28 protein-coding genes are annotated in these 25522 nt (G+C 69.5%); 6 read left to right on the top strand and 22 right to left on the bottom strand.

Annotated elements, in window-relative coordinates; genetic code table 11:
* Positions 1–23: 23 nt before the first annotated feature.
* Both V2S04_RS10135 and glgB read left to right on the top strand, forming a co-directional pair.
* A complete protein-coding gene (locus V2S04_RS10135; protein WP_413638375.1) occupies positions 24–2108 on the top strand; it encodes a maltotransferase domain-containing protein in 2085 nt (694 codons plus the stop codon).
* A complete protein-coding gene (gene glgB / locus V2S04_RS10130; protein WP_413638374.1) occupies positions 2105–4312 on the top strand; it encodes a 1,4-alpha-glucan branching protein GlgB in 2208 nt (735 codons plus the stop codon). Before V2S04_RS10135 ends, glgB begins: the two co-directional genes overlap by 4 nt.
* 51 nt (positions 4313–4363) lie before the next feature.
* Here the strand turns inward: glgB and V2S04_RS10125 are convergent, their stop codons facing one another.
* Complete coding sequence (locus tag V2S04_RS10125; RefSeq protein ID WP_099196202.1) at positions 4364–5305, bottom strand: tetratricopeptide repeat protein; 942 nt, start codon at positions 5303–5305, stop codon at positions 4364–4366.
* On the bottom strand, positions 5302–7182 hold the full coding sequence (locus V2S04_RS10120) for a glycosyl transferase (RefSeq protein ID WP_413638373.1): 1881 nt from the start codon (positions 7180–7182) through the stop codon (positions 5302–5304). The genes V2S04_RS10125 and V2S04_RS10120 overlap by 4 nt, the downstream gene beginning before the upstream one ends.
* A 180-nt stretch (positions 7183–7362) precedes the next feature.
* On the opposite strand from V2S04_RS10120, the gene V2S04_RS10115 reads away from it, so the two are divergent.
* The gene (locus tag V2S04_RS10115; RefSeq protein ID WP_099196667.1) at positions 7363–8442 is read left to right on the top strand and encodes an AI-2E family transporter; all 1080 of its coding nucleotides are present in this window, start codon (positions 7363–7365) and stop codon (positions 8440–8442) included.
* A gap of 10 nt (positions 8443–8452) precedes the next feature.
* Here the strand turns inward: V2S04_RS10115 and V2S04_RS10110 are convergent, their stop codons facing one another.
* From V2S04_RS10110 to rpsB, 8 genes are all read right to left on the bottom strand, one after another.
* Positions 8453–8740, bottom strand: coding sequence for a hypothetical protein (locus tag V2S04_RS10110; protein ID WP_413638372.1), 288 nt, complete (start codon positions 8738–8740; stop codon positions 8453–8455).
* Positions 8741–8749: 9 nt separating this feature from the next.
* On the bottom strand, positions 8750–9436 hold the full coding sequence (locus tag V2S04_RS10105) for a transglycosylase SLT domain-containing protein (protein WP_413638371.1): 687 nt from the start codon (positions 9434–9436) through the stop codon (positions 8750–8752).
* 60 nt (positions 9437–9496) lie between these two features.
* The gene (locus V2S04_RS10100) at positions 9497–10087 is read right to left on the bottom strand and encodes a DivIVA domain-containing protein (RefSeq protein WP_340086716.1); all 591 of its coding nucleotides are present in this window, start codon (positions 10085–10087) and stop codon (positions 9497–9499) included.
* On the bottom strand, positions 10084–11244 hold the full coding sequence (locus V2S04_RS10095; protein ID WP_413638370.1) for a phosphatidate cytidylyltransferase: 1161 nt from the start codon (positions 11242–11244) through the stop codon (positions 10084–10086). The genes V2S04_RS10100 and V2S04_RS10095 overlap by 4 nt, the downstream gene beginning before the upstream one ends.
* 5 nt (positions 11245–11249) lie before the next feature.
* Positions 11250–11804 carry a ribosome recycling factor gene (gene frr, locus V2S04_RS10090; protein WP_099196664.1) on the bottom strand — a complete coding sequence of 185 codons (555 nt, stop codon included), beginning with the start codon at positions 11802–11804 and terminating at the stop codon, positions 11250–11252.
* Positions 11805–11879: 75 nt separating this feature from the next.
* Positions 11880–12596 (bottom strand): UMP kinase, encoded by a 717-nt coding sequence (gene pyrH, locus V2S04_RS10085; protein WP_099196663.1) that lies wholly within the window; start codon positions 12594–12596, stop codon positions 11880–11882.
* 90 nt (positions 12597–12686) lie between these two features.
* Positions 12687–13514 (bottom strand): translation elongation factor Ts, encoded by an 828-nt coding sequence (gene tsf, locus V2S04_RS10080; RefSeq protein ID WP_413638369.1) that lies wholly within the window; start codon positions 13512–13514, stop codon positions 12687–12689.
* A 43-nt stretch (positions 13515–13557) separates the two neighbouring features.
* Positions 13558–14421 carry a 30S ribosomal protein S2 gene (rpsB, locus tag V2S04_RS10075; protein WP_413638368.1) on the bottom strand — a complete coding sequence of 288 codons (864 nt, stop codon included), beginning with the start codon at positions 14419–14421 and terminating at the stop codon, positions 13558–13560.
* Between the two features lie 296 nt (positions 14422–14717).
* Here rpsB and V2S04_RS10070 point away from each other — a divergent pair, with 296 nt between their 5' ends.
* Positions 14718–15215, top strand: coding sequence for a murein hydrolase activator EnvC family protein (locus tag V2S04_RS10070; protein WP_413638367.1), 498 nt, complete (start codon positions 14718–14720; stop codon positions 15213–15215).
* 28 nt (positions 15216–15243) lie between these two features.
* On the opposite strand, the gene V2S04_RS10065 is transcribed toward V2S04_RS10070, so the two are convergent.
* From V2S04_RS10065 to V2S04_RS10025, 9 genes are all read right to left on the bottom strand, one after another.
* Positions 15244–16146 (bottom strand): tyrosine recombinase XerC, encoded by a 903-nt coding sequence (locus V2S04_RS10065; RefSeq protein WP_413638366.1) that lies wholly within the window; start codon positions 16144–16146, stop codon positions 15244–15246.
* A gap of 55 nt (positions 16147–16201) precedes the next feature.
* Entirely contained in the window at positions 16202–17377 is a 1176-nt protein-coding gene (gene dprA, locus V2S04_RS10060) for a DNA-processing protein DprA (protein ID WP_413638365.1), read from the bottom strand.
* Positions 17374–18903 (bottom strand): YifB family Mg chelatase-like AAA ATPase, encoded by a 1530-nt coding sequence (locus V2S04_RS10055; RefSeq protein WP_413638364.1) that lies wholly within the window; start codon positions 18901–18903, stop codon positions 17374–17376. Before V2S04_RS10055 ends, dprA begins: the two co-directional genes overlap by 4 nt.
* Entirely contained in the window at positions 18900–19262 is a 363-nt protein-coding gene (locus V2S04_RS10050) for a YraN family protein (RefSeq protein ID WP_413638363.1), read from the bottom strand. Before V2S04_RS10050 ends, V2S04_RS10055 begins: the two co-directional genes overlap by 4 nt.
* A 92-nt stretch (positions 19263–19354) precedes the next feature.
* Positions 19355–19681, bottom strand: a complete 327-nt coding sequence (locus V2S04_RS10045; RefSeq protein ID WP_071644723.1) for a DUF2469 family protein — start codon at positions 19679–19681, stop codon at positions 19355–19357.
* 43 nt (positions 19682–19724) lie between these two features.
* On the bottom strand, positions 19725–20384 hold the full coding sequence (locus V2S04_RS10040; protein WP_413638362.1) for a ribonuclease HII: 660 nt from the start codon (positions 20382–20384) through the stop codon (positions 19725–19727).
* Positions 20381–21112 (bottom strand): signal peptidase I, encoded by a 732-nt coding sequence (lepB, locus tag V2S04_RS10035; protein ID WP_099194793.1) that lies wholly within the window; start codon positions 21110–21112, stop codon positions 20381–20383. Before lepB ends, V2S04_RS10040 begins: the two co-directional genes overlap by 4 nt.
* Positions 21113–21229: 117 nt before the next feature.
* Positions 21230–21577, bottom strand: coding sequence for a 50S ribosomal protein L19 (rplS, locus tag V2S04_RS10030; protein ID WP_099194792.1), 348 nt, complete (start codon positions 21575–21577; stop codon positions 21230–21232).
* Between the two features lie 174 nt (positions 21578–21751).
* The gene (locus V2S04_RS10025; protein WP_099194791.1) at positions 21752–22246 is read right to left on the bottom strand and encodes an MFS transporter permease; all 495 of its coding nucleotides are present in this window, start codon (positions 22244–22246) and stop codon (positions 21752–21754) included.
* 102 nt (positions 22247–22348) lie between these two features.
* Between V2S04_RS10025 and map the strand changes: the two genes are divergently transcribed.
* Positions 22349–23131: a type I methionyl aminopeptidase gene (map, locus tag V2S04_RS10020; protein ID WP_340086731.1), complete on the top strand. Its 783-nt coding sequence runs from the start codon at positions 22349–22351 to the stop codon at positions 23129–23131.
* A gap of 21 nt (positions 23132–23152) precedes the next feature.
* Here map and V2S04_RS10015 read toward each other — a convergent pair whose 3' ends face one another.
* Positions 23153–23377 (bottom strand): hypothetical protein, encoded by a 225-nt coding sequence (locus V2S04_RS10015; protein ID WP_413638361.1) that lies wholly within the window; start codon positions 23375–23377, stop codon positions 23153–23155.
* 101 nt (positions 23378–23478) lie between these two features.
* Here V2S04_RS10015 and V2S04_RS10010 point away from each other — a divergent pair, with 101 nt between their 5' ends.
* Entirely contained in the window at positions 23479–24234 is a 756-nt protein-coding gene (locus tag V2S04_RS10010; protein ID WP_413638360.1) for a DedA family protein, read from the top strand.
* 17 nt (positions 24235–24251) lie between these two features.
* Here the strand turns inward: V2S04_RS10010 and trmD are convergent, their stop codons facing one another.
* Positions 24252–24944, bottom strand: a complete 693-nt coding sequence (gene trmD, locus V2S04_RS10005) for a tRNA (guanosine(37)-N1)-methyltransferase TrmD (RefSeq protein WP_099194787.1) — start codon at positions 24942–24944, stop codon at positions 24252–24254.
* A 13-nt stretch (positions 24945–24957) separates the two neighbouring features.
* Entirely contained in the window at positions 24958–25521 is a 564-nt protein-coding gene (rimM, locus tag V2S04_RS10000) for a ribosome maturation factor RimM (RefSeq protein WP_340086735.1), read from the bottom strand.
* Between the last annotated feature and the right edge of the window lies 1 nt (position 25522).

Raw genomic sequence — 25522 nt, 5'->3', positions numbered from 1 at the left:
TGCAGGCGCGGTACATTCAAGGTGTGGCCGCACAGACAGCACCTGAATCTGCGGGACTGAGAAGCCCCGCACAGATCCCTCTGCGCCCTGCCGCTGAGACGACATCGGCCCCCGGCCTGAGAGCCGGGCGAATCCCGCTCTTCTCGCCGACGCCGCACGTGCCGCAGGGATACCCGGCGAAGGCCTTTGTCGGCGAGGCGGTGCCGTTCGACGTCGTGTCGTTCCGCGAGGGGCACGATCTGATCGGCGTTCACCTGCGCCTCTCCTCGCCGACGGGCGAGGAGAGCCTGCACCGGCTCACGCCGCTCGCCGACGGCACCGACCGGTGGCGCACGACGGTCGCGATCGATCGTGCAGGAGACTGGCGATACCGGTTCGAGGGATTCTCCGACGACTACGCCACCTGGGCGCACGCCGCAGACGTCAAGGCCGCGGCCGGCGTCGACGTGCCGGTGATGTGCGCGCTCGGCGTGCAGCTGCTGGCCGCGGCCGCCAAGGAGGAGGACCGCGCCGCCGGCGAGCTGCGCGCGCTGCGCTCCGCCGCGACGAGGCTGCGCAAGGCCCAGAAGGCATCGGATGCCGAATCGCTGCGCGCCGTCGCGACCGACACGGCGCTCGCCGCCGCGTTCTCGTGCCGTCCGCTCGCCTCGCTCGGCTCCGTCACCGAATGGCTGCCGCTGCGCGTGGAGCGCCGGCGCGCCGGCGTCGGCTCATGGTACGAGTTCTTCCCGCGGTCGGAGGGCGCTGTCCGCCTGAAGGACGGCACTGTCAAGAGCGGCACGCTGCGCACGGCCGCGAAGCGGCTCCCCGGGGTCGCGGGCATGGGGTTCGACGTGATCTACCTGGTGCCGATCCACCCGATCGGCACCACCAACCGCAAGGGGCGCAACAACACCCTGACGACCGAGCCGGGCGATCCCGGGTCGCCCTACGCCATCGGGTCGCCCGACGGCGGCCACGACGCGATCCACCCCGAGCTCGGCACCGAGAAGGACCTCGGCGCCTTCATCCGGGCCGCGGCGAAGCAAGGACTCGAGGTCGCTCTCGACCTCGCCCTGCAGGCCTCACCCGACCACCCCTGGGTCGCCGAGCATCCGGAGTGGTTCACGACGCTTCCCGACGGGACGATCGCCTACGCCGAGAACCCGCCGAAGAAGTACCAGGACATCTATCCGCTCAACTTCGACAACGACCCGGCCGGCAGCTATGCCGAGATGCTCCGCGTCGTCATGCACTGGGTGAAGCTGGGTGTGAAGATCTTCCGGGTCGACAACCCGCACACGAAGCCGCTGCAGTTCTGGGAATGGCTGATCGCGCGGGTGAACGCCGCGGACCCCGACGTGATCTTCCTCGCCGAGGCCTTCACCCGCCCTGCGGTCATGCGCGCGCTGGCGGCGGTCGGGTTCCAGCAGAGCTACTCGTACTTCACCTGGCGCAACACGAAGGCGGAGCTCGAGGAGTTCCTGACCTCGGTCTCGCACGAGACCTGCGACTACATGCGTCCGAACCTGTTCGTGAACACGCACGACATCCTCACCGAGTACCTGCAGTTCGGCGGGCGCGCCGCATACCGGATCCGCGCCTGCATCGCCGCGACCGCCGCGCCCACCTGGGGTGTGTACGCAGGGTACGAGCTGATCGAGAACGTGGCACGCCCCGGCTCCGAGGAGAACATCGACAACGAGAAGTACGAGTTCAAGTTCCGCGACTGGGACGGCGCAGAGCAGCGCGGCGAGTCCCTCGCTCCCCTGCTGCGGCGCCTGAACCAGATCCGCCGCGAGCACCCGGCCCTCGGACAGCTGAGGAACTTCTCCGCGCACTGGAGCGACGACGACGCGGTGCTGGTCTACTCCAAGCATCTGGATGCCGCCTTCACCGGCACCGGGCGCAACGACACCCTCATCGTGGTCGCGAACGTCGATCCGCATTCGGTGCGTGAGACGACCGTGCACCTGGACACCACGATCTGGGGTGTGGAACCCGGGGAGGCGTTCGAGGTCGAGGACCTGCTGACCGGAGCGGTGTGGACCTGGACCGATCACAACTACGTGCGCCTCGACGCGTTCGCCGAGCCGGTGCACATTCTGAAGGTGAAGGAGCGATCATGAGCTATCTCGAGGACGTCTCAGCGTCGGCGGAATGGGTCGCGGTGGCGCAGTCCACGCATCACGATCCGCACGCAGTGCTCGGAGCGCATCCGAGCACCGACTCCGTCGGCCGCAGCAGCACGACCATCCGCGCCCGTCGGCCGATGGCCGAGACGGTGCAGGCCGTGTTCGAGGACGGGTCGCGACTCGACCTCGACCATGTCGCGCACGGCATCTGGGAGGCCCGCCACAGCGGCCCGCCGGTGGCATACCGGATCGCGACAACGTACGAGGGCGGCGAGGAGAGCATCGCGGGAGACCCGTACCGGCACCTCAGCGCTGTCGGCGAGCTCGACATCCACCTGATCGCGGAGGGACGCCACGAGCGCCTCTGGGAGGTGCTGGGCTCGCACCCGCGCGCGCTCGACGGCGAGCAGGGCGTGGACTTCGCGGTGTGGGCGCCCAACGCGACCGCCGTACGCGTGGTCGGCGACTTCAATGCCTGGAACGGCGAGGGCCACAGCATGCGCTCCATGGGCGGCAGCGGGGTGTGGGAGCTGTTCGTGCCCGACGTGCCGGTCGGTACGCGCTACAAGTACGAGATCCTCGGTGCGGACGGGCGGTGGCGGCTGAAGGCCGACCCGATGGCCCAGGAGGCCGAGCTGCCTCCGGCCACCGCGTCGGTGGTGACGCTCAGCGCCTACCGCTGGAACGACGCAGCCTGGCTGACCCGCCGTGCAGCGACGCACGCCGTTGCCCAGCCGATGTCGGTGTATGAAGTGCACCTCGGCTCGTGGCGCGGCGGACTGACCTATCGCGAGGCGGCCGCGCCGCTGATCGAGCACCTGCAGGCGACCGGATTCACGCATGTGGAGTTCATGCCTCTGGCCGAGCATCCCTTCGGCGGCTCGTGGGGCTATCAGGTCAGCGGCTACTACGCGGCGACCAGCCGGTTCGGGTCGCCCGACGATCTGAAGTACCTGATCGACCAGCTGCACCAGGCCGGCATCGGCGTGATCATGGACTGGGTGCCCGGGCACTTCCCCAAGGACGAGTTCGCTCTCGCCCGCTTCGACGGCACCCCGCTGTACGAGCACGGCGATCCGCGCCGCGGCGAGCATCAGGACTGGGGCACCCTCGTGTTCGACTACGGGCGCAACGAGGTGCGCAACTTCCTCGTCGCGAACGCGCTCTACTGGTTCAGCGAGTTCCATGTCGACGGCCTGCGCGTCGACGCCGTGGCCTCGATGCTCTACCTCGACTACTCGCGCAAGGCCGGCGAGTGGGAGCCGAACGTGCACGGCGGGCGGGAGAACCTCGAGGCGATCCGGTTCCTGCAGGAGGTCAACGCGACCGCATACCGCCTGCACAAGGGCATCGTCATGATCGCCGAGGAGTCCACGGCGTTCCCCGGCGTCACCGCCCCGACCGACCACGCCGGACTCGGCTTCGGTTTCAAGTGGAACATGGGCTGGATGAACGACTCGCTGGAGTACATGAAGCGCGACCCGCTGCATCGCTCCCACCACGAGGGCGAGATGACGTTCTCGTTCGTGTACGCCTTCGGCGAGAACTACATGCTGCCGATCAGCCACGACGAGGTCGTGCACGGCAAGGGCAGCCTGGTCTCGCGGATGCCGGGCGACCACGCCCACAAGCTGGCGAACCTGCGGGCCTACCTCGGCTTCATGTGGGGGCACCCGGGCAAGAAGCTGCTGTTCATGGGTCAGGAGTTCGGGCAGATCGGCGAGTGGTCGGTCGACCGCGAGCTGGACTGGTGGCTGCTCGATCAGCCGTCGCACGCGCAGCTGCTCGAGCTGGTCGGCTCGCTGAACGCGGTGTACCGCGCCCAGGCGCCGCTGTGGGAGCGCGACAGCGACGGCAGCTCGTTCTCACGGCTCGGCGCGCCGACCTGGGACCCGAGCGTGATCGCCTTCGAGCGGCGGGATGCCCACGGCGGACGTCTGGTGGTCATCTCCAACTTCGCCGGAGTGACGCGCACCGGCTATCGTCTGGCGCTGCCCGTCGAGGGCGCCTGGCAGGAGATCCTGAACACGGATGCCGCGGCCTTCGGCGGGCACGACACCGGGAACCTCGGCATGATCAGCGCCCACCGCGCCGACGACGACGCCCCGGCGATCGCGACCGTCACGCTTCCGGCGCTGACGACCCTGTGGTTCCGCCACCAGCCCGACCCGCATCTGCCCACACCGAGCAGGTGGTGAGCGAGAGCGCCGGCCCTGATCGGGCCGGCGCTGTCGTCTGCGACTCGGGGATCAGAACAGCAGCGAGGTGAGCCGGGTGCGGGCCGACGCGACCCGCGGGTCGGCTGCTCCGATGAGCTCGAACAGCTCCACCAGGCGCTCGCGGATGCGCGTGCGCTGCTCGGGGCCGGCGGCGGCGAACAGGTCAAGCAGTCTGCCGAACGCGTCGTCGACGTGCCCTCCGGCGAGGTCGAGGTCGGCCACCTGGAACTGCGCGTCGACGTCGTCGGGTGCGGCGGCCGCGGCGGCACGCACCTGCTGCAGATCCAGTCCCTGCACGCGGTGCAGCAGACGCACCTGTCCGAGGCCCGCCTTCGCGTCGTCGTCACGCGGATTCTCGGCGAGGGCGCGCTCGTACGCCGTGATGGCGCGCGCGTAGTCGCCCGCCTCGATCGCCTCGAACGCCTCGGCGTGCAGCGGGGGAAGGGGCGCCTGCTCCGGCTCCTCGGCCGCGGGGCGCTCGGCGTCGTCGACGGGCACCGAGCCGCTGATGCCGTTCTGAGCGGCCACCTCGAGCAGACGCGCGAAGACCTCGCGCACCTGCTCCTCGGGCACCGCCCCGGTGAACATCGGAACGGGCTGGCCGCCGAGCAGAGCCACCACCATCGGTATCGACTGCGCACGGAAGGCCTGTGCGATCTGCGGATTGGCATCGACGTCGACCTTGGCGAGCACCACCCGGCCGCGCTGCTCGCGGGTGACCTTCTCGATGATCGGGCTCAGCTGCTTGCACGGGCCGCACCACTCCGCCCACAGGTCGACGACGACGGGCACCGAGCGGGAGAGCTCGACGATCTCACCGAACGACTCGTCCGTCACGTCGACGACGACATCTGCAGACTCCGCGCCGGGTGCGGCCGCCGGCGCGGCGCCCGGCGCCGGGGAGGCCGGCCGGTTGCGCAGGGAGGAGAGGTCGACGGCGCCGCGAAGAGCGGCTGCGGAGATTTCAGTCACTTGATCACCTTCACGCTGAGGAGGTCCTGGTGGTAGGCCAGAAGACGGATCTGCTCGTTCGAGCCCTGAGCGGGCACCGAGAAGAAGAGCTGGATGGCGTAGGTCGTCGTGAACCCCTTCGCCGATTCCTTGACGCCGGTCAGCGCGCTGGCCTCGGGGTTGTCGCCCACGCGGATCACGGCGTCCTTCGACGTCGGTGTGATGGTCTCGACGTCGTAGACGCTGACGGCCACGACCGCGCCGCTGTCGAGCGTGGCGAGCGAGAGCGGGGGCTCGTCCGTCGGCTTCATGTCGAATGCGACCTTGGACGTCTTGTCGGCCTTCTTGTCCTTCAGGCCCTGCACGATGGCGGCCCGGCTGTCACGGACGCTCTGCGCCAGCTTCTCGGCGGTCTCGTCGAACCTGCCCGCGTACTCGCTCTTGTCGCCCTGATCGACGAAGTCGGAGAACGCCTCGGAGACCTTCTCGGGGGCGAGGGCGAGGAACGGCGACTCGTCGGGCACTCTGGTGGCGCCGAGCCACTCCGGCGCCACGCCGGGGAACTCGGACGAGGCCGGCATGTCGGCCATCTCGGAGACCCGGTAGTTCGACCACGGGTCGGCCTGCGTCATGGTGAGCAGCACGGGCGGCACCGTCTCGTCGTCCTCCGACACGGTGAGCGCCAGCACTGAGCGCGGCCAGCCGTCGGTGGCCTCCGGCAGCAGGATCTTCACCTTGCCGCGCGGCGAGGTCAGCGGGTCGGTGCGCTCGGCGATCTTGTCGCGCAGCACGTACTCGGTGCGGCGGCCTTCGAGGGCGGCGCCGGAGAGTCGGGTCTCGGCGAGAGCGATGTCGAGGTCGGTGTCGGCCTTCTCCACCGTCTGCGCGATCTGCGACACGATGCGCTGCCCCTGCTTCTCGGTCACCACAGGAGGCTTCTGGTCCTCGGGGGTGACGACCGTCGGCGTCGGGGTGGGCGTGGGCGTGTCGGCGCTGAGATCGGGCCACGATTCCGCGGTGCATCCTGTCGCCAGCACAGCGGTGAGCCCGAGTGCAGGCAGGCCCAGCGCCAGTCGCCGGCGCAGGCTGACACGGTGCGCGGTGCGCGGTGCGCGACCGGATGCCTGATCGGCGGCGCCGTCGGCCGACTCCCCCTGCGCCGTCGCGTCGTCGCCGGCCGTCTCGCCGTCACCCGATTCGATCGCCTCGCGTCGCGGGGCGGCGGGCATCTCGATCGGCTGGGTCTCGGGAAGCGGTGCCGGGCCCTTGCGCAGGGGGCCGCGACCGCGACGCTGGTGCTTGATGGCGAGGATGTAGAGCACCAGACCGACCAGCAGCAGCGCGCCCCCGGCGACCATGAGCGGTCCCGCCAGCGGCGTGCGCGTGTCGAGTCCCCAGGTGAGCAGGACGTCGTCGGGTGCCGGCTCCACTCCGTCGCGGGCGATGAGAACGCTGTGCCCCGGAGTCAGCTGCATCTCGGTGATCAGCGTGTCCTCGTCGACGAACGAGTCCAGCCACAGATCGGAGCCTGCCGGGTTGCGACCGGAGGTCTCGCCTCCGCCGGCCGGCGGCTGCTGGGCTGCCACCGTGGAGGTGGCGGGCTCGTCGCCCTTGCCGAGGGTCACGTCGGTGTACGCGGTGTCAGACAGCCAGGCCTTCATGTCGGCCGTGCGCCCGTATGCCGCGAAGATCTCGCCCTCGCCGCGCACCTGCAGTGTCTGAAGACCGGGGTGCGCGGCCAACACCTCGGCATCGACCAGCATGTACGGCTGCGGCTCCTCGACGGACAGCTCCATCCGCTGCTCTGACGGGCCCATGAAGATGGTGCGCTGGGCGATCCCGGCTCCGATGAGAACCGTGGCCAGCACGAAGGCCACGACGGCCCATACGAAACGCACGAATCAACTCCTTACGTGACCGGGCATTCGCCGCCGGTCCGCTCGACGTTTCAGACTAGCGAAACCACCTGGGCATTGCCCACGAACGACGCCGAGACCGGCGTGAGCGTCGGTGCGGCCAGTCGCGGGAGCGTGTCGGCGGCAGACGATTAGGATCTTCCCAGGTCGACCAGGAGAACCATGAAGATTCACAGTCCCTTCCGCACCGCGCTGGTGGCGACGCTCGGCGTGGGCCTGGGCATCCTGCTCATCAACGGCGTGCAGACCCTGTCGACGATCATCCTGTACATCGGGACAGCGCTCTTCCTCAGTCTCGGACTCGATCCCCTCGTCTCGTACCTCGAGCGGCGCGGACTGCCCCGCTGGGCCGCGGTGCTTCTGACCATCCTCGCCGTTCTGGGCGTGTTCGCCGCCGTGGTGCTGATCGTCATGCCGGTGCTGGTCGATCAGATCACCCAGCTGGTCGCGAAGATCAGTCCGCTCGTGCAGGACGGTCCGGAGACGATCGACAATCTCAAGGGCTGGATGACCGACACGTTCCCCAACCTCGCCGTCGACGATGTGTTCGCCTACATCAACGACTGGATGGCGAAGGATGAGTGGCAGAACACCGTCGCGAGCTGGACGGAGTCGATCGGCCAGGGAGTGCTCGTCGTCGGCGGCGCGGTGCTCGCCGGCGGCTTCGGGGCCTTCATCGTCCTGATCCTGACCATCTACATGACCGCGTCCACGCCGTCGCTCAAGCGCGCGGTCTACCAGCTGGTGCCCGCATCCAAGCGGGAGCGCTTCATCGACATCGCCGATCAGATCACCGACTCCGTCGGGCACTACGTGATGGGGCAGGTGTCGCTCGGTGTGATCAACGGCATCCTGAGCGTGATCTATCTGTCGATCATCGACGCGCCGTTCACCGCGGTGCTCGCGGTCGTCGCCTTCTTCTTCTCGCTGATCCCATTGGTGGGAACCCTGACAGGGTCGACGATCATCGTGCTCGCCTGTCTGCTGCCCGGCGTGGGTTCTCCGGCGACCGCCCTCGCCGCCGCGATCTACTACCTGATCTACATGCAGGTCGAGGCGTACTTCATCGCGCCGCGCATCATGAGCCGTGCGGTGTCGGTGCCGGGTGCCGTCGTCGTGATCGCCGCCCTGTCGGGCGGCGCGCTGCTGGGACTGCTCGGCGCGCTGATCGCGATCCCGGTCGCGGCGAGCGTGCTGATCATCTACCGGCAGGTGCTCATCCCGCGGATGAACGAGCGCTGAACGCGCCCGGTCAGGCGATCCGCCAGCAGTGCGTGTGCCAGTGCCGTCGGGCGGCGAGGTCCGCGCTCTCCCCCATCACGCCGTCGGCGCGCCACACGACGACGTGTGCGGTGCCGGGTGCGATCGTCCGCGTGCAGCCCGGGCACCGGTAGTCCTTGAGCGCCTGCATCGCCGAGATGGGCTGCACGGTCCACTCGCGACCGCGGCGCGTCTCGGTGCGCTTCCAGCCGGCCAGCAGCCGATCGAACGACTCGTCCGAGCCACTGGGATCAGGTCGTCGCCGATGTGAGCGTGGCACGATGCCTGCTCACCACCAGTGGTTGCGCGACCAGAAGGCGTACGCGGCAGCCCAGCTGCCGTAGCGCCCGACGGCGTAGCCATTGCCCCAGCGGAGGTTGTCGACGGGGTCGTACCCGTTGCCGGGCACCTTGCTGCAGGGAAGGGCCTGAACCAGACCGCACGCGCCAGAGGACGCGTTGGTGGCGTTGGGGTTCCAGCCGCTCTCGCGCGAGACGATGTAGTCGACGTAGGCCCAGTCGCCGCTCGCGATGCCGGCCGCCGACATCCAGTCCTCCTTCGATCCGCCGCCGGTGTAGCGGGGCATCGAGGGGCCGCTGCTGCGGCCGCTGCTGCTGCCTGACGAGGATGCCGTCTGCGCGACGGGCTTCGGCTTCGGCTTGGGCTTCGGCTTCGGCTTCGGCTTGACGTAGACGTCGAACCCGCTGCGGGCGACCGGTGCGATGTCGGCGCCCTCGACCGAGACCGTGATGCTCTGCGTCTCGGCGGCCGCCAGCGAGTAGGCGGTCAGCGGTGCGTCGGTCGTCTCGGGATCGGCGACGGCCATGCCCGACGGCGCCATCATGGCGGCGGAGATGCCGATCACCGCGAGGCCCGCCAGCAGAGCGCTGGCTCGTCCGCGCGTCGGATTCTTCTTCGTCGAACGGGACGCGTTCGGGCGCGTCGAGTTCGAGATCAAGTCGTTATCGGGAGTCACGATGGCCCCCATCTTACGCACACCCTGGGTCATCGATCATGAGAACTCACCGTGAACAGGTCACCTGACCGCGAGGATCACCTCGACCGTGGCATCCAGCAGGGCATCCACCTGCTCTTCGCGGTACCCGCCGCGCTGCATGCGGAAGGCGGCTCCGCGCACCTGCTCCGCGTCGAGAGCGACGCCGTCGCGCAGGAACGCCGAGATCCGGTCGGCGACGTGGTCGACCTCTTCGATCCGGTATCCGAAGGTCAGGATGCTCGTCCGAGCGAAGCGCTGTCGCGCCGGCCGGCTGAGATGGTCGAGCACCTGCTGAGCGTCATCGCGCGCCCGAGAGACCCACTCGTCCACGCCGACACGGCGGATCGCCTCCTCACGCGCGCGCTGCGCGAAGGCATCCTCCACCCGCGACAGCGCGGCGTCGACCTCCGCGATGACGTATCCCTCGCGGACCAGCGGGAAGGATGCCGCTCGCACGTCATCGGCGCCGAAGTCCGTGCGCGACTGCTCGAATGCGGCGCGCGCGGCGTCGAGGAAGCTGTCGACCGCAGCCCGATGATATCCGCGCTGCCGGCCGCTGGTCAGCGGGAAGGCAGGGGGCGTCTCCTCCTCCGAGCCGGTGAGCGCCTCGAGGTCTGCATCCGTCATCATGATCCGATCAGAGGGGTGAAGAGGAGGTACAGCGCGATCGCGGGGATCGTCGAGGGCAGGATGCTGTCGAGCCGGTCGAGCAGCCCGCCGTGCCCGGGCAGCCAAGAGCTCATGTCCTTGATGCCGAGGTCCCGCTTGAGCATCGACTCCCCCAGGTCGCCGAGCGTCGCGCAGGCGACGATCGCCGCGCCGAAGATGAGCCCGCACCACCACGGCAGCTGCAGCAGGAACAGCGCCAGCAGCACGCCGACCGCGAGCGAGCCCAGCACCGCGCCGGCGAAACCCTCCCAGGTCTTCTTCGGGCTGATCCGCGGCGCCATGGGGTGCTTGCCGAAGGCCAGACCCGCCGCATACGCGCAGGTGTCCGCAGCGACCGCCACGGCGACGAAGCCGAGCACCCACCATTCGCCGTGCTCACGGCTGAGCAGCATGAGCGCCACCGACGTGAGGAACGGAACGTAGACCTGCACGAACGCGCCCACCACGACGTCGGAGAGCACGTCACCGTAGGTGCGGCCGTCGGCCGCGATCATCTGGGCGACCATGCGCCAGACGCTCACGAACGCCAGGGCGGCGAACAGCACGACCCAGCTGAGCCACAGCGCCGCGAACGGACCGGTCAGCAGCACCGCCGTGCCCGCGATCAGCTGCGGCACGACATCGACCCGTCGTCCGCCGGTGCGCAGCGCGCGCGAGAGCTCGTAGGTGCCGAGCAGACCGGCGGCGACCGCGATGGGGACGAACAGCCACTTCACGAACAGCAGCGATGCGATCAGCACGGCGCCGAAGCCGACGCCGATGAGGATGGCGACGATCAGGTCGCGGCCGGTGCGCTGCTTGATCCGCTCGTTCGCCTGGTCGAACTGCTCGCGCGCCAGTGTCACATGGGATTCGAACTCGCCCCGCGCGGCCCGCCACTGCTCGCGGATGGCGTGCGAGTCGGTGCTGTGCGGAGCCGGCATCGGCGGGCGCGGCGGGATCCGCTCGGCATCGAACGCCGGGAACGATGCGTCCGAGAGCGGCAGCCCGCGAGCCGGGGTGTCGACGTCCTCCGGATCGGCCGGCGAGCTCGCCGCGGCCGCGCTCGAGGGCGAATCGCCTCGGCGCGCGGCCCGCCGCGTCAGCGGCTGATCGTCGGAATCGCTGTCAGCTGCCATGCCTGTCAGACCTCGAGCAGCTCTGCCTCTTTGCGCTTTAGCGCGTCGTCGATCGCGTCGACGTACTGACGCGTCAGAGCATCCAGCTCCTTCTCGCCGCGAGCGATCTCGTCCTCGCCGACCTCGTTCTTGAGGGCGTCGAGCTGATCCTTCGCCTTGCGACGGATGCCGCGCACCTGGACCTTCGCGTCCTCCCCCTTGCCGCGGACGAGCTTGACGTACTCCTTGCGGCGCTCCTCGGTCAGCTCGGGCATCGTCACGCGGACGATGTTGCCGTCGTTGGTCGGATTGGCACCGAGGTTCGGCATGTCGCGGATCGCCTGCTCGATCGCCTTCAGCGCGCTCTTGTCGTACGGGGTGACGATGAGGGTGCGCGCCTCGGGGTTGGCCATCGACGCCAGCTGCGCGATCGGCGTGGGCGAGCCGTAGTAGTCCACCATGAGCTTCTGGAAGAGCTGGGGGTTCGCGCGCCCGGTGCGGACCGTGGCGAAGTCCTCCTTGGCGGCGTCGACCGCACGGGTCATGCGAGCGGTGGTATCTGCGAGGACGTCCGCGATCACGGGTGCTCCTTAAGGTCGTGGTTGTGCATCGATTCTATCCGGCGGTGTGCCGCCGGACCCTGAGCGACCAGGCGGTCAGGGGGTGACGAGTGTTCCGATCGGCTCGCCGAGGAGCGCCTTGGTGACGTTGCCGGCGGGCTCCATCCCGAACACGCGCATGTCCATGTTGTTGTCCATGCACAGGCTGAACGCCGTGGAGTCGACGACCTTCAGGCCGCGCTGCAGGGCGTCGCGGTAGGTGACGCGCTCGATGCGCTCGGCACTCGCGTCCTTGTTCGGGTCAGCGGTGTAGATGGCGTCGACGCCGTTCTTGGCCACCAGCACCTCGTCTGCGCCGATCTCGAGCGCGCGCTGAGCGGCGACGGTGTCGGTGGAGAAGTACGGCAGTCCCGCGCCGGCGCCGAAGATCACGACGCGGCCCTTCTCCATGTGCCGCTCGGCACGCAGGGGGATGTACGGCTCGGCGACCTGCGTCATCGAGATGGCCGACTGCACGCGCGTCGCCGCGCCCGCCTGCTCGAGGAAGTCCTGCAGGGCGAGTGCGTTCATGACGGTGCCGAGCATGCCCATGTAGTCGGCCCGACCACGGTCCATGCCCCGCTGGCTGAGCTCTGCTCCACGGAAGAAGTTGCCTCCGCCGACGACGACGGCGATCTCGACGCGGTCGACGGCCGCGGCGATGTCACGGGCGATCTGGCCGACGATGTCGGGGTTGACGCCGAGCTGGCCGCCGCCGAATGCTTCGCCGGAGAGCTTCAGGAGGACGCGCCGGCGTCCGGTGCCTTCGGTCATGGATGAGTTCCTCTCGTCCCGATTCAAGATAGTGCCTTCTGGGCATGAAGAAGGGGGTTCGGATCTCAGATCCGAACCCCCTGGAGGTTGTTACGCGCCGACCTTGAAGCGGGCGAAGTCGGTGACGGTGATACCGGCATCCTTCGCGACCTGGGCCACGGACAGCTTGTTGTCCTTCGCGTAGTCCTGCTCGAGAAGCGCCACCTGCTTGAAGTAAGCGGTGACACGACCCTCGACGATCTTCGGCAGGGCGGCCTCGGGCTTGCCCTCGTTGCGGGAGATCTCGGTGACGATCTCGCGCTCCTTCTCGACCTCGGCGGCCGGGACGTCCTCACGGGTGAGGTACGACGGGTTCGCGAACGAGATGTGCTGGGCGATGCTGCGAGCGGTGTCGGCGTCCGAGCCGCTGTACGCGACCACGACACCGATCTGCGGCGGCAGGTCCTTGCTGGTGCGGTGCAGGTACACCGACACGGCGTCACCGGTGATGGTGCGCACGCGACGCAGCTCGACCTTCTCGCCGATGATCGCTGCCTCGTCCGAGATCAGCTGCTCGACCGTCTGGTCGCCGACGGGCGCCGCGAGCGCTGCCTCGAGCGAGTCGGCGGCGACGGCCGCGACGGCGTCGGCGACCTTCTCGGCGAGCGTGATGAAGCGCTCGTTCTTCGCGACGAAGTCCGTCTCGCAGGCGAGCTCGAGCAGCGTGACGCCGCCGTCGAACTCGCGAGCGACGACGAGGCCCTCGCTGGTGGAGCGGTCGGCGCGCTTCGCGTTGCCCTTCGCACCCTTGAGGCGCAGGATCTCGGTCGCCTTCTCGACGTCTCCGTCAGCCTCCTCGAGCGCCTTCTTGGTGTCGACCATTCCGGTGCCCAGCTGCTCGCGCAGCGCCTTGATGTCGGCGATGGTGAAGTTGGCCATGTGTGGTGGCTCCTTGCTTCGTGTCTGTACGTGTGGGGGTGACTTACTTGGCGTCTGCGTCGGCGGGAGCCTCGGCTGCAGCCTCGGTCTCGGCGGGAGCCTCGGTCTCGCCGGCGGCCTCGGCAGGAGCCTCGGCCTCGGCGGCGGGCGCGTCAGCACCCTCGAGCAGCTCGCGCTCCCACTCGGCGAGCGGCTCGGCGTCACCGGCATCGGGGTTGTGCTTCTGCTGCAGGCCCTCGGCGGCGGCGTCGGCGATGATGCGCGTCAGCAGCGACACCGAGCGGATCGCGTCGTCGTTGCCGGGGATCGGGTACTGGAAGTCGTCCGGGTCGGCGTTCGTGTCGAGGATGCCGATCACGGGGATGCCGAGCTTCTTGGCCTCGTCGATGGCGAGGTGCTCGCGCTTGGCGTCGACGACCCACAGAGCGGACGGGGTCTTCGAGAGGTTGCGGATACCGCCGAGCGACTTGTGCAGCTTGTCGAGCTCGCGCTTCTTGAGAAGCAGCTCCTTCTTGGTGAAGCCCGAGGCGGCGGGGTTCTCGTAGTCGAGCTCCTCGAGCTCCTTCATGCGGGCGAGACGCTTCGCGATGGTCGAGAAGTTGGTCAGAAGACCACCCAGCCAGCGCTGGTTCACGTAGGGCTGGCCCACGCGGTCGGCCTGCTCGGCGAGGATCTCCTGCGCCTGCTTCTTGGTGCCGACGAAGAGGATGGTGCCGCCGCGCGCGACGGTCTCCTTGACGAAGTCGTACGCCTGGTCGATGTACGACAGCGACTGCTGCAGGTCGATGATGTGGATGCCCGAGCGCTCGGTGAGGATGAAGCGCTTCACCTTCGGGTTCCACCGGCGGGTCTGGTGTCCGAAGTGCACGCCGCTGTCGAGCAGCTGGCGGATGGTGACCACAGCCATGGTCGTCTCCTTGTTCTGACGCTGTCGCGTCCTTGAGGTTGATTCGCCGGTCGAACGACCGGCAGTCCTGGTGCCCGGCGCACACCCGCCCGCTCGAGAGCAGGACCTGTGGGAGTGGATGCCACGACCGAAGTCGCTGTGGGCACGCGTAGTCACCCCGATTTCGAGGTGCTCTCCCAGTGTACAGGATCCGGTCGGGCCGAAACGTCCTGCACAGGCGTGCCCGCGCGGCCGCTTCTCCACGACGACCGGCCCCTGGCATCCGCGGGCATGACCCGATCGGCGAGGGTGGAGCCATGCGCCGCCGACTTCTCGCTGTCCTGCTCTCGCTCGCCCTGCTCGCCGGTGACGGCGCGGCCGGCGCCGGTGACGCCGGCGAGCCTGCGTGGCAGTGGCCGATCGCCGGTGCACGCACCGTGGTGGAGCCGTTTCGCGCTCCGGCCCACGAGTACGGGCCGGGGCATCGCGGAATGGATGTCGCCGCGCCGGAAGGGACTGTGGTCAGGGCGGCGGCCCGGGGCGTCGTCGCGTTCCGCGGCTCGGTGGTCGATCGCCCGCTGCTCACGATCGACCACGGGGGTGGCCTGGTGAGCACGTGGGAGCCGGTGGCGTCGTCGCTCTCCCCCGGTGATGTCGTGCTCGCCGGCGACCCGATCGGCGTCGTCGCGTCGGGCGGCCACGCGGCGCGGAGCACGCTGCACATCGGCGTGCGCCGAGACGGCGCCTACCTCAATCCCCTGCCGCTGTTCGGAGAGGTGCCGCGGGCGGTCCTGCTGCCCTGCTGCGAGGGCTGAGCCCGGGTTCGCACCCGGCAGAGCGTGATCACGCCCGCGGATGCGCCAGGCGATAGCCGTCGATCAGGCGCTCGGCCGAGACGTGCGTGTAGATCTGCGTCGTTCCGAGGCTCGCATGCCCGAGGATCTCCTGCACCGCGCGCAGGTCGGCTCCGCCGTCGAGCAGGTGCGTCGCCGCGGAGTGGCGCAGGGCGTGCGGGCCGACGTGCTCGGATCCGACGATCGGTCGGAGCACGCGTGCGACGAGGGCGTACACCGTGCGCGATCCGATGCGCGCGCCCCGCGCACCGAGGAACAGCGCCGGGGTCGTGTGCTCCGTGCGGGCGAGCAGCGCCGGGCGCCCCCTGGTCGTGTAGGCGCCGACGGCGGCGGCGGCGGGTGATCCGAACGGCACCACCCGCTCCTTGGACCCCTTGCCCAGCACCCGCACCGTGCGCCGCTGCATGTCGATGTCGTCGACGTCCATGCCGCACAGCTCCGAGACGCGGACACCGCTGCCGTAGAGCACCTCGAGGATGGCGTGGTCACGGAGCGCGACCGGGTCGCCGGCGGCGGCGGCGACGCGATGCTGATCGAGAAGGTCGCGCATGCCGTCCTTCGACGCGACCATCGGCAGCGTCTTCGCGCGCTTGGGGGTGACGAGTCGCAGGCTCGGGTCGACAGGGATGAGCTCGCTCTCGTGCGCCCAGCCGAAGAACGAGCGGGCGGCCGCAGCCCGTCGGGCCATCGTCGAGCGGGCGTCACCGCGCTGCGTCGCGCGCCAGAGCCACTCGCGCAGCATCTCCAGGTCGACGTCACGCAGTTCGGCGTCGCCGACGACGGCGCCGAGGTCGGCGAGATCCGCACGATAGGCGCGCACCGTGGCCGGAGACAGCCGCCGCACCTGTTCGAGGTGCGAGGTGAAGGAGTCAACCGCGTTCGCGTACCGCACCCGACCAGCATGTCGCGTCCCGTCCGCTTCTCGACCTGCCGCGCCGAGGATCGCGTCAGTCTCGCCGCACCCAGCCGCCATCGCGCTGCGCGACCCGCTCGTCCAGCGCCAGCAGTCCCAGAAGCGACCGCACCCGCTCGATCGACAGACCGCTGCGACGAGCGATGTCGGCCGTCTCCCGCGCGCTCCGGGTGCTCATCGCGTCGATCAGCCTGGTGCGGTCGTGATCCGGAGCCGGCGGTGTCGGATTCGAGGCATCCCGCTCTCCCCACAGCTCCCGCACATCACGTGCGCTGGTGACGCAGACGGCATCGAACTCACGCAGGAGGCGATGACAGCCGGCCGATGCGGCTGAGGTGACGGGACCCGGCACAGCCCCGAGCGGGCGGCCCAGCGACGAGGCGTGCCCGGCGGTGTTCAGCGTGCCGCTGCGCCAGCCCGCCTCCACCACGACGGTCGCCATGCTCGCGGCGGCGATAAGCCTGTTCCTGGCCAGGAACCGCCACTTCGTCGGCGCCGAACCACACGGCACCTCGCTGAGCACCACACCGGCCTGCCGAATCCGGTCGAAGAGCTGCTGATGACCGATCGGGTACGCCCGGTCGACGCCGCCGGCGAGGAAGGCCACCGTGGCGCCGCCCGTGCCGAGCGCCGCTCGGTGCGCCGCGCCGTCGATGCCGTACGCTCCTCCGGAGACCACGAGCGTGCCCGTCGACGCGAGATCTCCCGCGATCTCCGCGGCGATGCTCTCGCCGTACGCGGTCGCCGCCCTGGCTCCGACGATCGCCACGGCCGATTCGGCGTGCAGCGCATCGCACATGCCTCGTGCCCAGAGCAGCACGGGCTGATGCGCGTCGAGATCGTGCAGCCCTTCCGGCCAGAGCTCGTCGCCGGGAAGCAGCAGACGGGCACCCACACTGTGCGCCGACAGCAGGGCATCACGCACCGCGCGGGGCTGCGCGCGCGGCCGCCACCGCGCCACCGCCTCCGACATGGCGCGTGGCGGCACCAGGCCGGGCATCGTGAGAGACAGGTCTCCGAACACCGTGCGCAGCGCCTCGGTGGCCCCGAGACTCTGGATCAGGGCGCCGGCGACGCCGTCGCCCGGTTCGACGAGCACCGACCACGCGGCCCGCGCGGCGACCTCGGTCGGGTCCAGGTCGGGCCTGAGCAGCGCGGCGGCGGCGATGAGCTCGGCATCGTCGATCAGTTCGAGTCCGGTGGCGATCATGCCAGCAGTCCTTTCTTCAGGAAGAGCGCGTGACCCAGCTGCTCGGCGCCCGGCGACGATCGCCCCAGCAGGTCGCTCAAGGTCCATGCGATGCGCAGCACCCGGTCATACGCCCGCAGCGTCACCGCGCCGCGCTCGAGAGCGCGATCGAGCGGAGCCCGCACGGCGGGCGGCAGGCGCAGTGCGCCCTGGCGCAGTCGATCGCCGGGGACCTCGCCGTTGAGCCGCCACGGGCTTCCTCGCCACCGCTCCGCCGCCACTTGCCGGGCCGCGGCCACGCGATCGCGTGCCACGCTGGTCGACTGCCCCGAGCGCTCACCCGACGTGGCTCGCGACGCCGCGACCCGCGCCACCTGCAGGTCGATGTCGACCCGGTCGCGCAGCGGCCCCGAGAGCCTGCCCGCGTACCGGCGGATGGCCATCGGCGGGCACGTGCACTCGGCCCCGCGCACACCGTAGTTGCCGCACGGGCACGGGTTCATGGCCAGGACCAGCTGGAACCTCGCGGGAAACGACGCGGCGAATCCGGCGCGGATGATCTCGATCCGGCCGGACTCCAGCGGCTGGCGCAGCGCATCGAGCGCGGCACGCTGGAACTCGGGCGTCTCGTCGAGGAAGAGCACTCCGCGGTGCGCCCGGACGATCGCACCCGGACGCGGTGAGCGGGATCCCCCGCCGACGAGGGCCGCCGCCGAGGCGCTGTGATGCGGCGCCTCGAAGGGCGGCAGAGGGTCGAGGCGCGTGACCGTCTCGCCCGTCAGGGAGCGGATCGCCGCGACCTCGAGCGACTCGCTCTCGCTCAGGGTGGGCAGGATGCCGGGGAGCCGACGCGCGAGCATGGTCTTGCCGGCGCCGGGCGGACCGCTGAGCATCATGTGGTGGCCGCCGGCTGCGGCCGTGATCAGCGCATCGACAGCCTCGTCCTGGCCGATCACGTCGGCGAGGTCGAGAGGTTCACCGGCGGGCAGGGCGGGCGCCGGCATCCGCACCGGCTCGGTGTCGACCACGTCGATCTCGGCGCCGTGCGCGACGGCGACCTCGGCGAGCGACACCGCCGCGTGCACCCCGACACCGGGCACGAGCCGCGCCTCGGCGGCGTTCGCATGCGGAACGATCACCTTCGTGAACCCGGCTCGGGCGGCGGCGTATACCGCGGGCAGCACCCCGGGCACCGGCCGCAGACGGCCGTCGAGCCCCAGCTCGCCGATGTGGACGGTCGAGCGCACGGATTCCCGCCGCAGCGCTCCGGTGGTGGCGAGCGTCGCCACCGCAACGCTCAGGTCGAACCCGCTGCCCGCCTTGGGCAGGTTCGCGGGTGACAGATTCACGGTGAGACGGCGTCGCGGGAAGTCCAGTCCCGCGTTCACGCACGCGTTGCGCACGCGCTGCGCCGCCTCGCCGAGCGCCTTGTCCGGCAGGCCGATGATCTGGAAGCCGGGCGTCTGACTGCTCAGATCGGCCTCCACCTCCACCATGTGACCGTCGACGCCGGTGAGCGCGACCGCCCAGGTGCGTGCCGTGCTCACCGGAGATCCTCGAGATGCTCGAGACGGGCGTCACCGGCATCCGCTCCGGTCAGCCCGATCGCCTCGAGACGGATGCGTCGGCCGCGCGCGGACTCGGCGTGCGAGTCCGCCCAGGCGAACGCGAGCCGCCAGAGCCGTCGCCGTTTTCGCTCGTCGATCGCCTCGAAGGGGTGACCGAAGCGGTCGGAGCGTCTCGTCTTCACCTCGATCACGCACAGCAGATCATCGCGCGTCGCCACGATGTCGATCTCGCCCTGCGGGCACCGCCAGTTGCGCTCGAGGATCTCGTAGCCGCGGGCTCTCAGGTGCTGCGCCGCGCGGTCCTCACCCGCTCGCCCGAAGTCGTCTTTCTCTGCCATGACGACAGCCTGGTGCGCGCCTCGGACGCGCAGCAGCGCCGTTCACAGCGATTGGGGAGAACCCGTCGACATCACCGGACTGGGGAGAACAGTCACTTGCCGTCGAGCGACAGCTCCTCCGGCAGCTCGAACTCGCGACGCTGAAGCTCCTCGACGTTGACGTCCTTGAAGGTCAGCACGCGGACGGCCTTGACGAAGCGGTCGGCGCGGTAGATGTCCCACACCCACACGTCGGTCATCGAGATCTCGAAGTAGAAGTCGTGCTCGGTGTCACGACGCACGACGTTCACCTCGTTGGCGAGGTAGAACCGGCGCTCGGTCTCGACGACGTACTGGAACTGTCCGACGACGTCCCGGTACTCGCGGAACAGCGCGAGTTCGAGCTCGCGGTCGTAGTCGTCGAAGGCATCCTCATCCATGATGACTCCATCCTATGAGCACCGGACGAGGAATGCGGATTCGTCAGAACAGGGTCGGCGCGTCCGCGATCGCCCACGACGATCGGTGCAGCGGCGAGAGCCCTCGATCGCGGATCGCCTGGCGGTGCTCGGGGCTCGCGTAGCCCTTGTTGCGGTCCCACTGGTAGTCGGGATGCTCGGGATGCAGGGTCGCCATGTGGGTGTCGCGTGCGACCTTCGCGATGACGGAGGCGGCGGAGACGGATGCGCAGTCTCGATCGCCTTTGGTCACCGTGCGGACGACCAGTGGAGCGGGGTGCACGCGGGAGATGTAGTCGTGGTTGCCATCGAGGATCACGAGGGTCCGCTCGAGGGACGCCCCCGCGTCGACCACCGCCTGCACGGCCCTGGACGCGGCGAGTCCCAGCGCGCGCATGATGCCGACCTCGTCGATCTCCGCGGCGGTCGACCAGCCCACCGCCGACAGCGGCACCCAACTGCTGGCGCGATCGGCCATCTCGGGCCTGCGCTTCTCGGTGATCATCTTCGAATCGCGCAGGCCGTCCGGAACGCGTCGGCGTGATCCCGCGGCATCCATCACCGCGGCTCCGACGGCGACGGGACCCGCCAGCGCTCCCCTGCCGACCTCGTCCAGGGCGATGATGAGGTCGAACTCCTTCAGCAGCCGTCGTTCGAGCGTGAGCGACGGGGCGACGACGGTCACTTCGGGTCCGGCACGGCGCGGAAGACGTCGTCGTGCGTGTCGATGGGCCCGAACCGGTCGAGCGGCCAGGTGGTCAGGAATGCGCGCCCCACCACGTTCTCGAGGGGCACGAAACCGCCGCCGGGCAGGTCTTGGTGTGCGCGGGAGTCCTGAGAGCGGTCGCGGTTGTCGCCCATCACCCAGATGCGGTCCTCGGGCACCGTGACGTCGAACTCGGCGTTGGAGGCCGCCGTGTCGCCTTCGGGAAGGTTGAGGTAGCCGAGCTCATTGATCGGAGAGCCGTTCACGGTGATCTGACCGAGCGCGTTGCAGCACACCACGTGGTCGCCCGGCATCCCGATCACCCGCTTGACCAGGTGGTCCTGCGCGTCGGTCGTCGAGATGCCGACGAAGGTGAGCGCCCAGTCGACCGCCTCGATCAGCGGCGGTCGCGCCGGCGTCTGGGGCGCCGGGGGCAGCCAGCCGCCCGGATCCTGGAACACCACCACGTCTCCACGGTCGTATCCGCTCCAGCGCGGCGTGAGCTCGTCGACGAGGATGCGGTCGTTGACGAGCAGCGTGCGCTCCATCGAGCCGGACGGGATGTAGAACGAGCGGACGATGAAGGTCTTGACCACGAACGACACCAGTGCCGCAATGAGGATGATGACCAGCACGTCCCGCAGGAACACCAGTGCCCCCCGACGCCGCTGCGGCGACTGGACTGCCGCGGGGGCATCGGATGTCATGTGTTTCCTCTTCATCGACTCACCGCGCGCGCGGCATTACAAGGTTCGCACACCCGCGCCCGAACGACAGAACCCCGGGACGAGTGTCCCGGGGTTCTGGTGCAAGGATGCGACGAGTCAGTTCTCGCGCTTCTCCTTGATCTTGGCCTTCTTGCCGCGCAGGTTGCGCAGGTAGTACAGCTTCGCGCGACGGACGTCACCGCGGGTGACGACCTCGATGTGGTCGATGACCGGCGAGTGCACCGGGAAGGTGCGCTCGACGCCGACCTGGAAGCTGATCTTGCGGACCGTGAAGGTCTCGCGCACGCCATCGCCCTGACGGCCGATGACGACGCCCTGGAACACCTGGATGCGCGAGCGGGTGCCCTCGGTGATGTTCACGTGCACCTTGACGGTGTCACCGGGGTGGAAGACAGGAATGTCGGAACGGAGCGAAGCCGCGTCGACGGCGTCGAGGATCTGCATGATCGTCTCTCTCTGCACTCGCCACAGGTCGGATGCATGAATCAAAGGGATGAGAACGGGTGTGTGCCGAGCGGCGCGCGATGCGTCCGCGGGTTCCCCTGAGGCAGAACCAGGTCACGGCACAAACAGCTATTCTGCCATGAACCGGACCCGCGCGCCAATCAGCGGAACGGGTCAGATCTCGCGCGAGCGGGTCTCCTCGATCACGATCACATCCGGCTCCGCCGCGGTGCGATCCGTGCGCGGCTGCGCGGTGATGGTCGACCAGGTGATGGTCTCGCGCAGCCGCGCGCCCGCGCCCCTCGCCTCGTTCCACAGCTGCCACAGCTGCATCCACAGCAGCGCGACCGCGGCCACGATGGCGCCGGTGAGCAGCCACGGGAACGCGCCGTCGATGAAGCACCCGACGAGGATCGTCAGCACGTGCCAGACGCCGAATCCTGCGACATCGAGCCATGAGACCGCGCGCTCGGCGCGCACCGAGGGCCGTGACCGGGTGAGCAGCGTGAGGACGAGCTGCGAGACGAGCACGCCGGGTATCGCCATGAGCAGCACCCAGAGCAGACCCCAGCCGTTTCGGCCGAAGATCGCCCAGCCGACCAGCATCCACGCGGGAAGGACGAGGGAGGCCGGCAGCAGCCAGCGGAAGAAGAGCCGTCGCAGGACCATACTCCGATGCTACGTCGACACCGCATGCCGCGGGCGGGTGTTCGCTGTGGGCATCGCCCGCCCGCGCATCGGGGAGAATGGATGCTGACGAGAGGAACTCCCATGATCGAACTGCGCACCCCCGCCGAGATCGACGAGATGCGCGCCGCCGGCCGCTTCGTCGCCGAGACCCTGGCGACCCTGCGCGACGAGACGAAGGTCGGGACGAATCTGCTCTCCATCGACGCTCGAGCCCACGACCTCATCCGTCGCGCCGGCGCGGAATCGTGCTACATCGACTACGCCCCCTCGTTCGGACGCGGCCCGTTCGGCAAGGTCATCTGCACCTCGGTGAACGACGCCGTGCTGCACGGCCTTCCGCACGACTACACGCTGCGCGACGGTGACCTCGTCTCGCTGGACTTCGCCGTCTCCGTCGACGGCTGGGTGGCCGACTCCGCCGTGTCGTTCGTCGTCGGCACCCCGCGCGACGAGGACCTGCGCCTGATCGACACCACCGAGCGGGCTCTCGAAGCGGCCATCGCCGCCGCGGTCGTCGGCAACCGGATCGGCGACATCTCGGCGTCGATCGCGACCGTCGCACGTGGCGAGGGCTACTCGATCAACACCGACTTCGGCGGGCACGGTGTGGGCCGGATCATGCACGGCGACCCGCATGTGCCGAACGACGGGCGCGCCGGACGCGGCTTCCCGCTGCGCGAGGGGCTCGTCTTCGCTCTCGAGCCGTGGTTCCTCGCGACCACCGACGAGCTCGTCACCGACGACGACGGCTGGACTCTGCGCAGCGCGGACGGCTCCCGCGGTTCGCACTCCGAGCACACCGTCGCCGTGACGAAGGACGGCCCGATCGTGCTCACCGACCGCAGCTTCCTCGGCGTCGACTGATCCGACTGGCTCTTCCCCCGGTCAGGCTACGGGCGGGAGCGCACCCGCGCCGAGCGCGATGAGCAGGCTCAGCACCGCCAGCACGTAGATCAGCACCGACACAAAGCTGCCGATCCGCAGCTTCGCCGGCAGCACTTCGTATGCCCCTCCCCATGCCAGTCGTCCCCACGGCGCCCCGGCTGCGAGGGCGATCTGGAACACGGCCACGAGCGCGAGAATGACGGCGAGGCCGACGGCGAAAGGCATGCGGTCAGTATGGCAGGGCCGGCACTCCCAGAACTCTCGCATGCGACACCCGTAGGCTCGGCCCGGACACCCGCCCGACGATCTGAGGGATACGCCACACGATGACGACCTCCACGACCGACACCTCCTGGCTGGGCTCACTCATCGACGCGGTGATCGGCCTGATGGACGTCATCGGCCCCATCGGCGCCGGGGTCGCCATCGCGCTCGAGAACCTGTTCCCGCCCCTGCCGAGCGAGGCGATCCTGCCCATGGCGGGGATCGCCGCCCACGACGGCTCATTCGGCCTCTGGGAGGCCGTCCTGTGGACGACCCTGGGCTCGCTGGTGGGTGCCCTCGCGCTCTACGGGCTGGGGGCGTGGCTCGGGCTGGAGCGCCTCCGCCGCATCGCCGATCGCCTGCCGCTGGTCGACGTCTCCGATGTGGACCGCACCGTCGCCTGGTTCCACCGACACGGCGGGAAAGCGGTCTTCTTCGGCAGGTTCGTGCCGATCTTCCGCAGCCTCATCTCGATACCGGCCGGTGTGGCGCGGATGCCGCTGTGGCGCTTCGGACTGCTCACGACAGCGGGCAGCCTGGCCTGGAACACCGTGTTCATCCTCTGCGGCTGGTTCCTCGGCTCAGGCTGGCACATCGTCGAGCAGTACGTCGACGTGGTGCAGAACGTCGTCATCGCGATCGTCGCGGTCGCCGTGGGTGTGTTCGCGACGCTGCGCATCCGCTCGCTGCGCGCACAGCGAAGCCGCGACCACAGCACCAGTGCCGAGCAGGGCGAGTCCGGCACCGATCAGAACGAGTCCAGCACCGTGCAGGACGATCCGCGCACCGACGACATCCCCGTCGCATCCGGCCGCTGAACGGCCCCGTGCGACGCTCAGTCCGACAGCAGATCGGGCCGGCGTGCGCGGGTGCGCTCGAGCTGCTGCTCGCGGCGCCAGGCGGCGATGGCGCCGTGGTTGCCGCTGAGCAGGATCGACGGCACCTCGCGGTCGCGCCATACCGACGGCTTCGTGTACGACGGGTACTCGAGCAGGCCGTCCTCGTGGGACTCCTCGACCAGGCTCTCGGGGTTGCCGACGACTCCGGGAATGAGCCGGCCGATCGCCTCGACCATCGCCATGACGGCGACCTCTCCCCCGTTGAGAACGTAGTCCCCGAGGCTGATCAGCCGCACCTCGCCGAGGTCAGCGGCGTACTCGAACACGCGCTCGTCGATTCCCTCGTACCGGCCGCATCCGAAGATCAGGTGCTCGCGGGTGGCGAGATCGCGGGCGGTCGTCTGGGTGAACACCTCGCCGGCGGGCGAGGGGAAGATGATGGTGGGCCGGACGGATGCCTCGGTCGGCGCCAGCTCGTCGAGCGCGAGCCCCCACGGCTCGGGTTTCATGACCATGCCGGCCCCCCCGCCGTACGGGGTGTCATCGACGGTCCGGTGCCGGTCGGAGGTCCAGTCGCGAAGGTCGCGGACGTTCATGTCGAGGATGCCCGAATCCTGCGCCTTGCCGAGCAGGGAGAGAGCGAGCCCGTCGAAGTACGACGGGAAGATCGAGACGACGTCGATTCTCATCGTTCGCCGCGCGTCAGCCTGCGGACGCGTCGTCGGCTGCGTCCGGAGCCGGCAGCTCCTCGAAGAGGCCGGGCGGCGGGGTGACGACGATGCGGCCGGCCGGGATGTCCACGGTCGGCACGATGGCCTCGACGAAGGGCACCATCACGTCGTCCCCGTCGGTCTTGACGATCAGCAGGTCCTGTGCGGGCAGATGCTCGACGCGGGCGACACGGCCGACGACCACGTCGTCGCGCACCACGTCCAGTCCGACCAGCTGATGCGCGTACCAGGCGTCGTCCTCGACCTCGTCGTCCTCGTCCATCCAGAGGATGGCGCGCACGAGCGACTCGGCGGCGGTGCGGTCATCCACGCCGTCGAGGAAGACCACGGAGTTGCCGTTCATCACGCGGTACTCGCGGATGGTGACGGTCTTGCCGTGCCAGCTGGATGCCTCCGGCACCTGCAGGGTGAACTCGGCCCCTGGCACGAAACGCCGTTCGGGGTTGTCGGTGTACAGCTCGAGCTTCAACGCGCCTTTGAGTCCGTGCGCCTTGAGCAGGCGACCGACGCGGAGCTGATTCTTCTCGGCGGCCACG

Source organism: Microbacterium sp. OR21 (assembly GCF_047306785.1).
GTDB lineage: Bacteria > Actinomycetota > Actinomycetes > Actinomycetales > Microbacteriaceae > Microbacterium > Microbacterium esteraromaticum_E.
The sequence above is the reverse complement of the archived record's forward strand: the minus strand, read 5'-3'. Positions and strand labels throughout refer to the sequence as shown.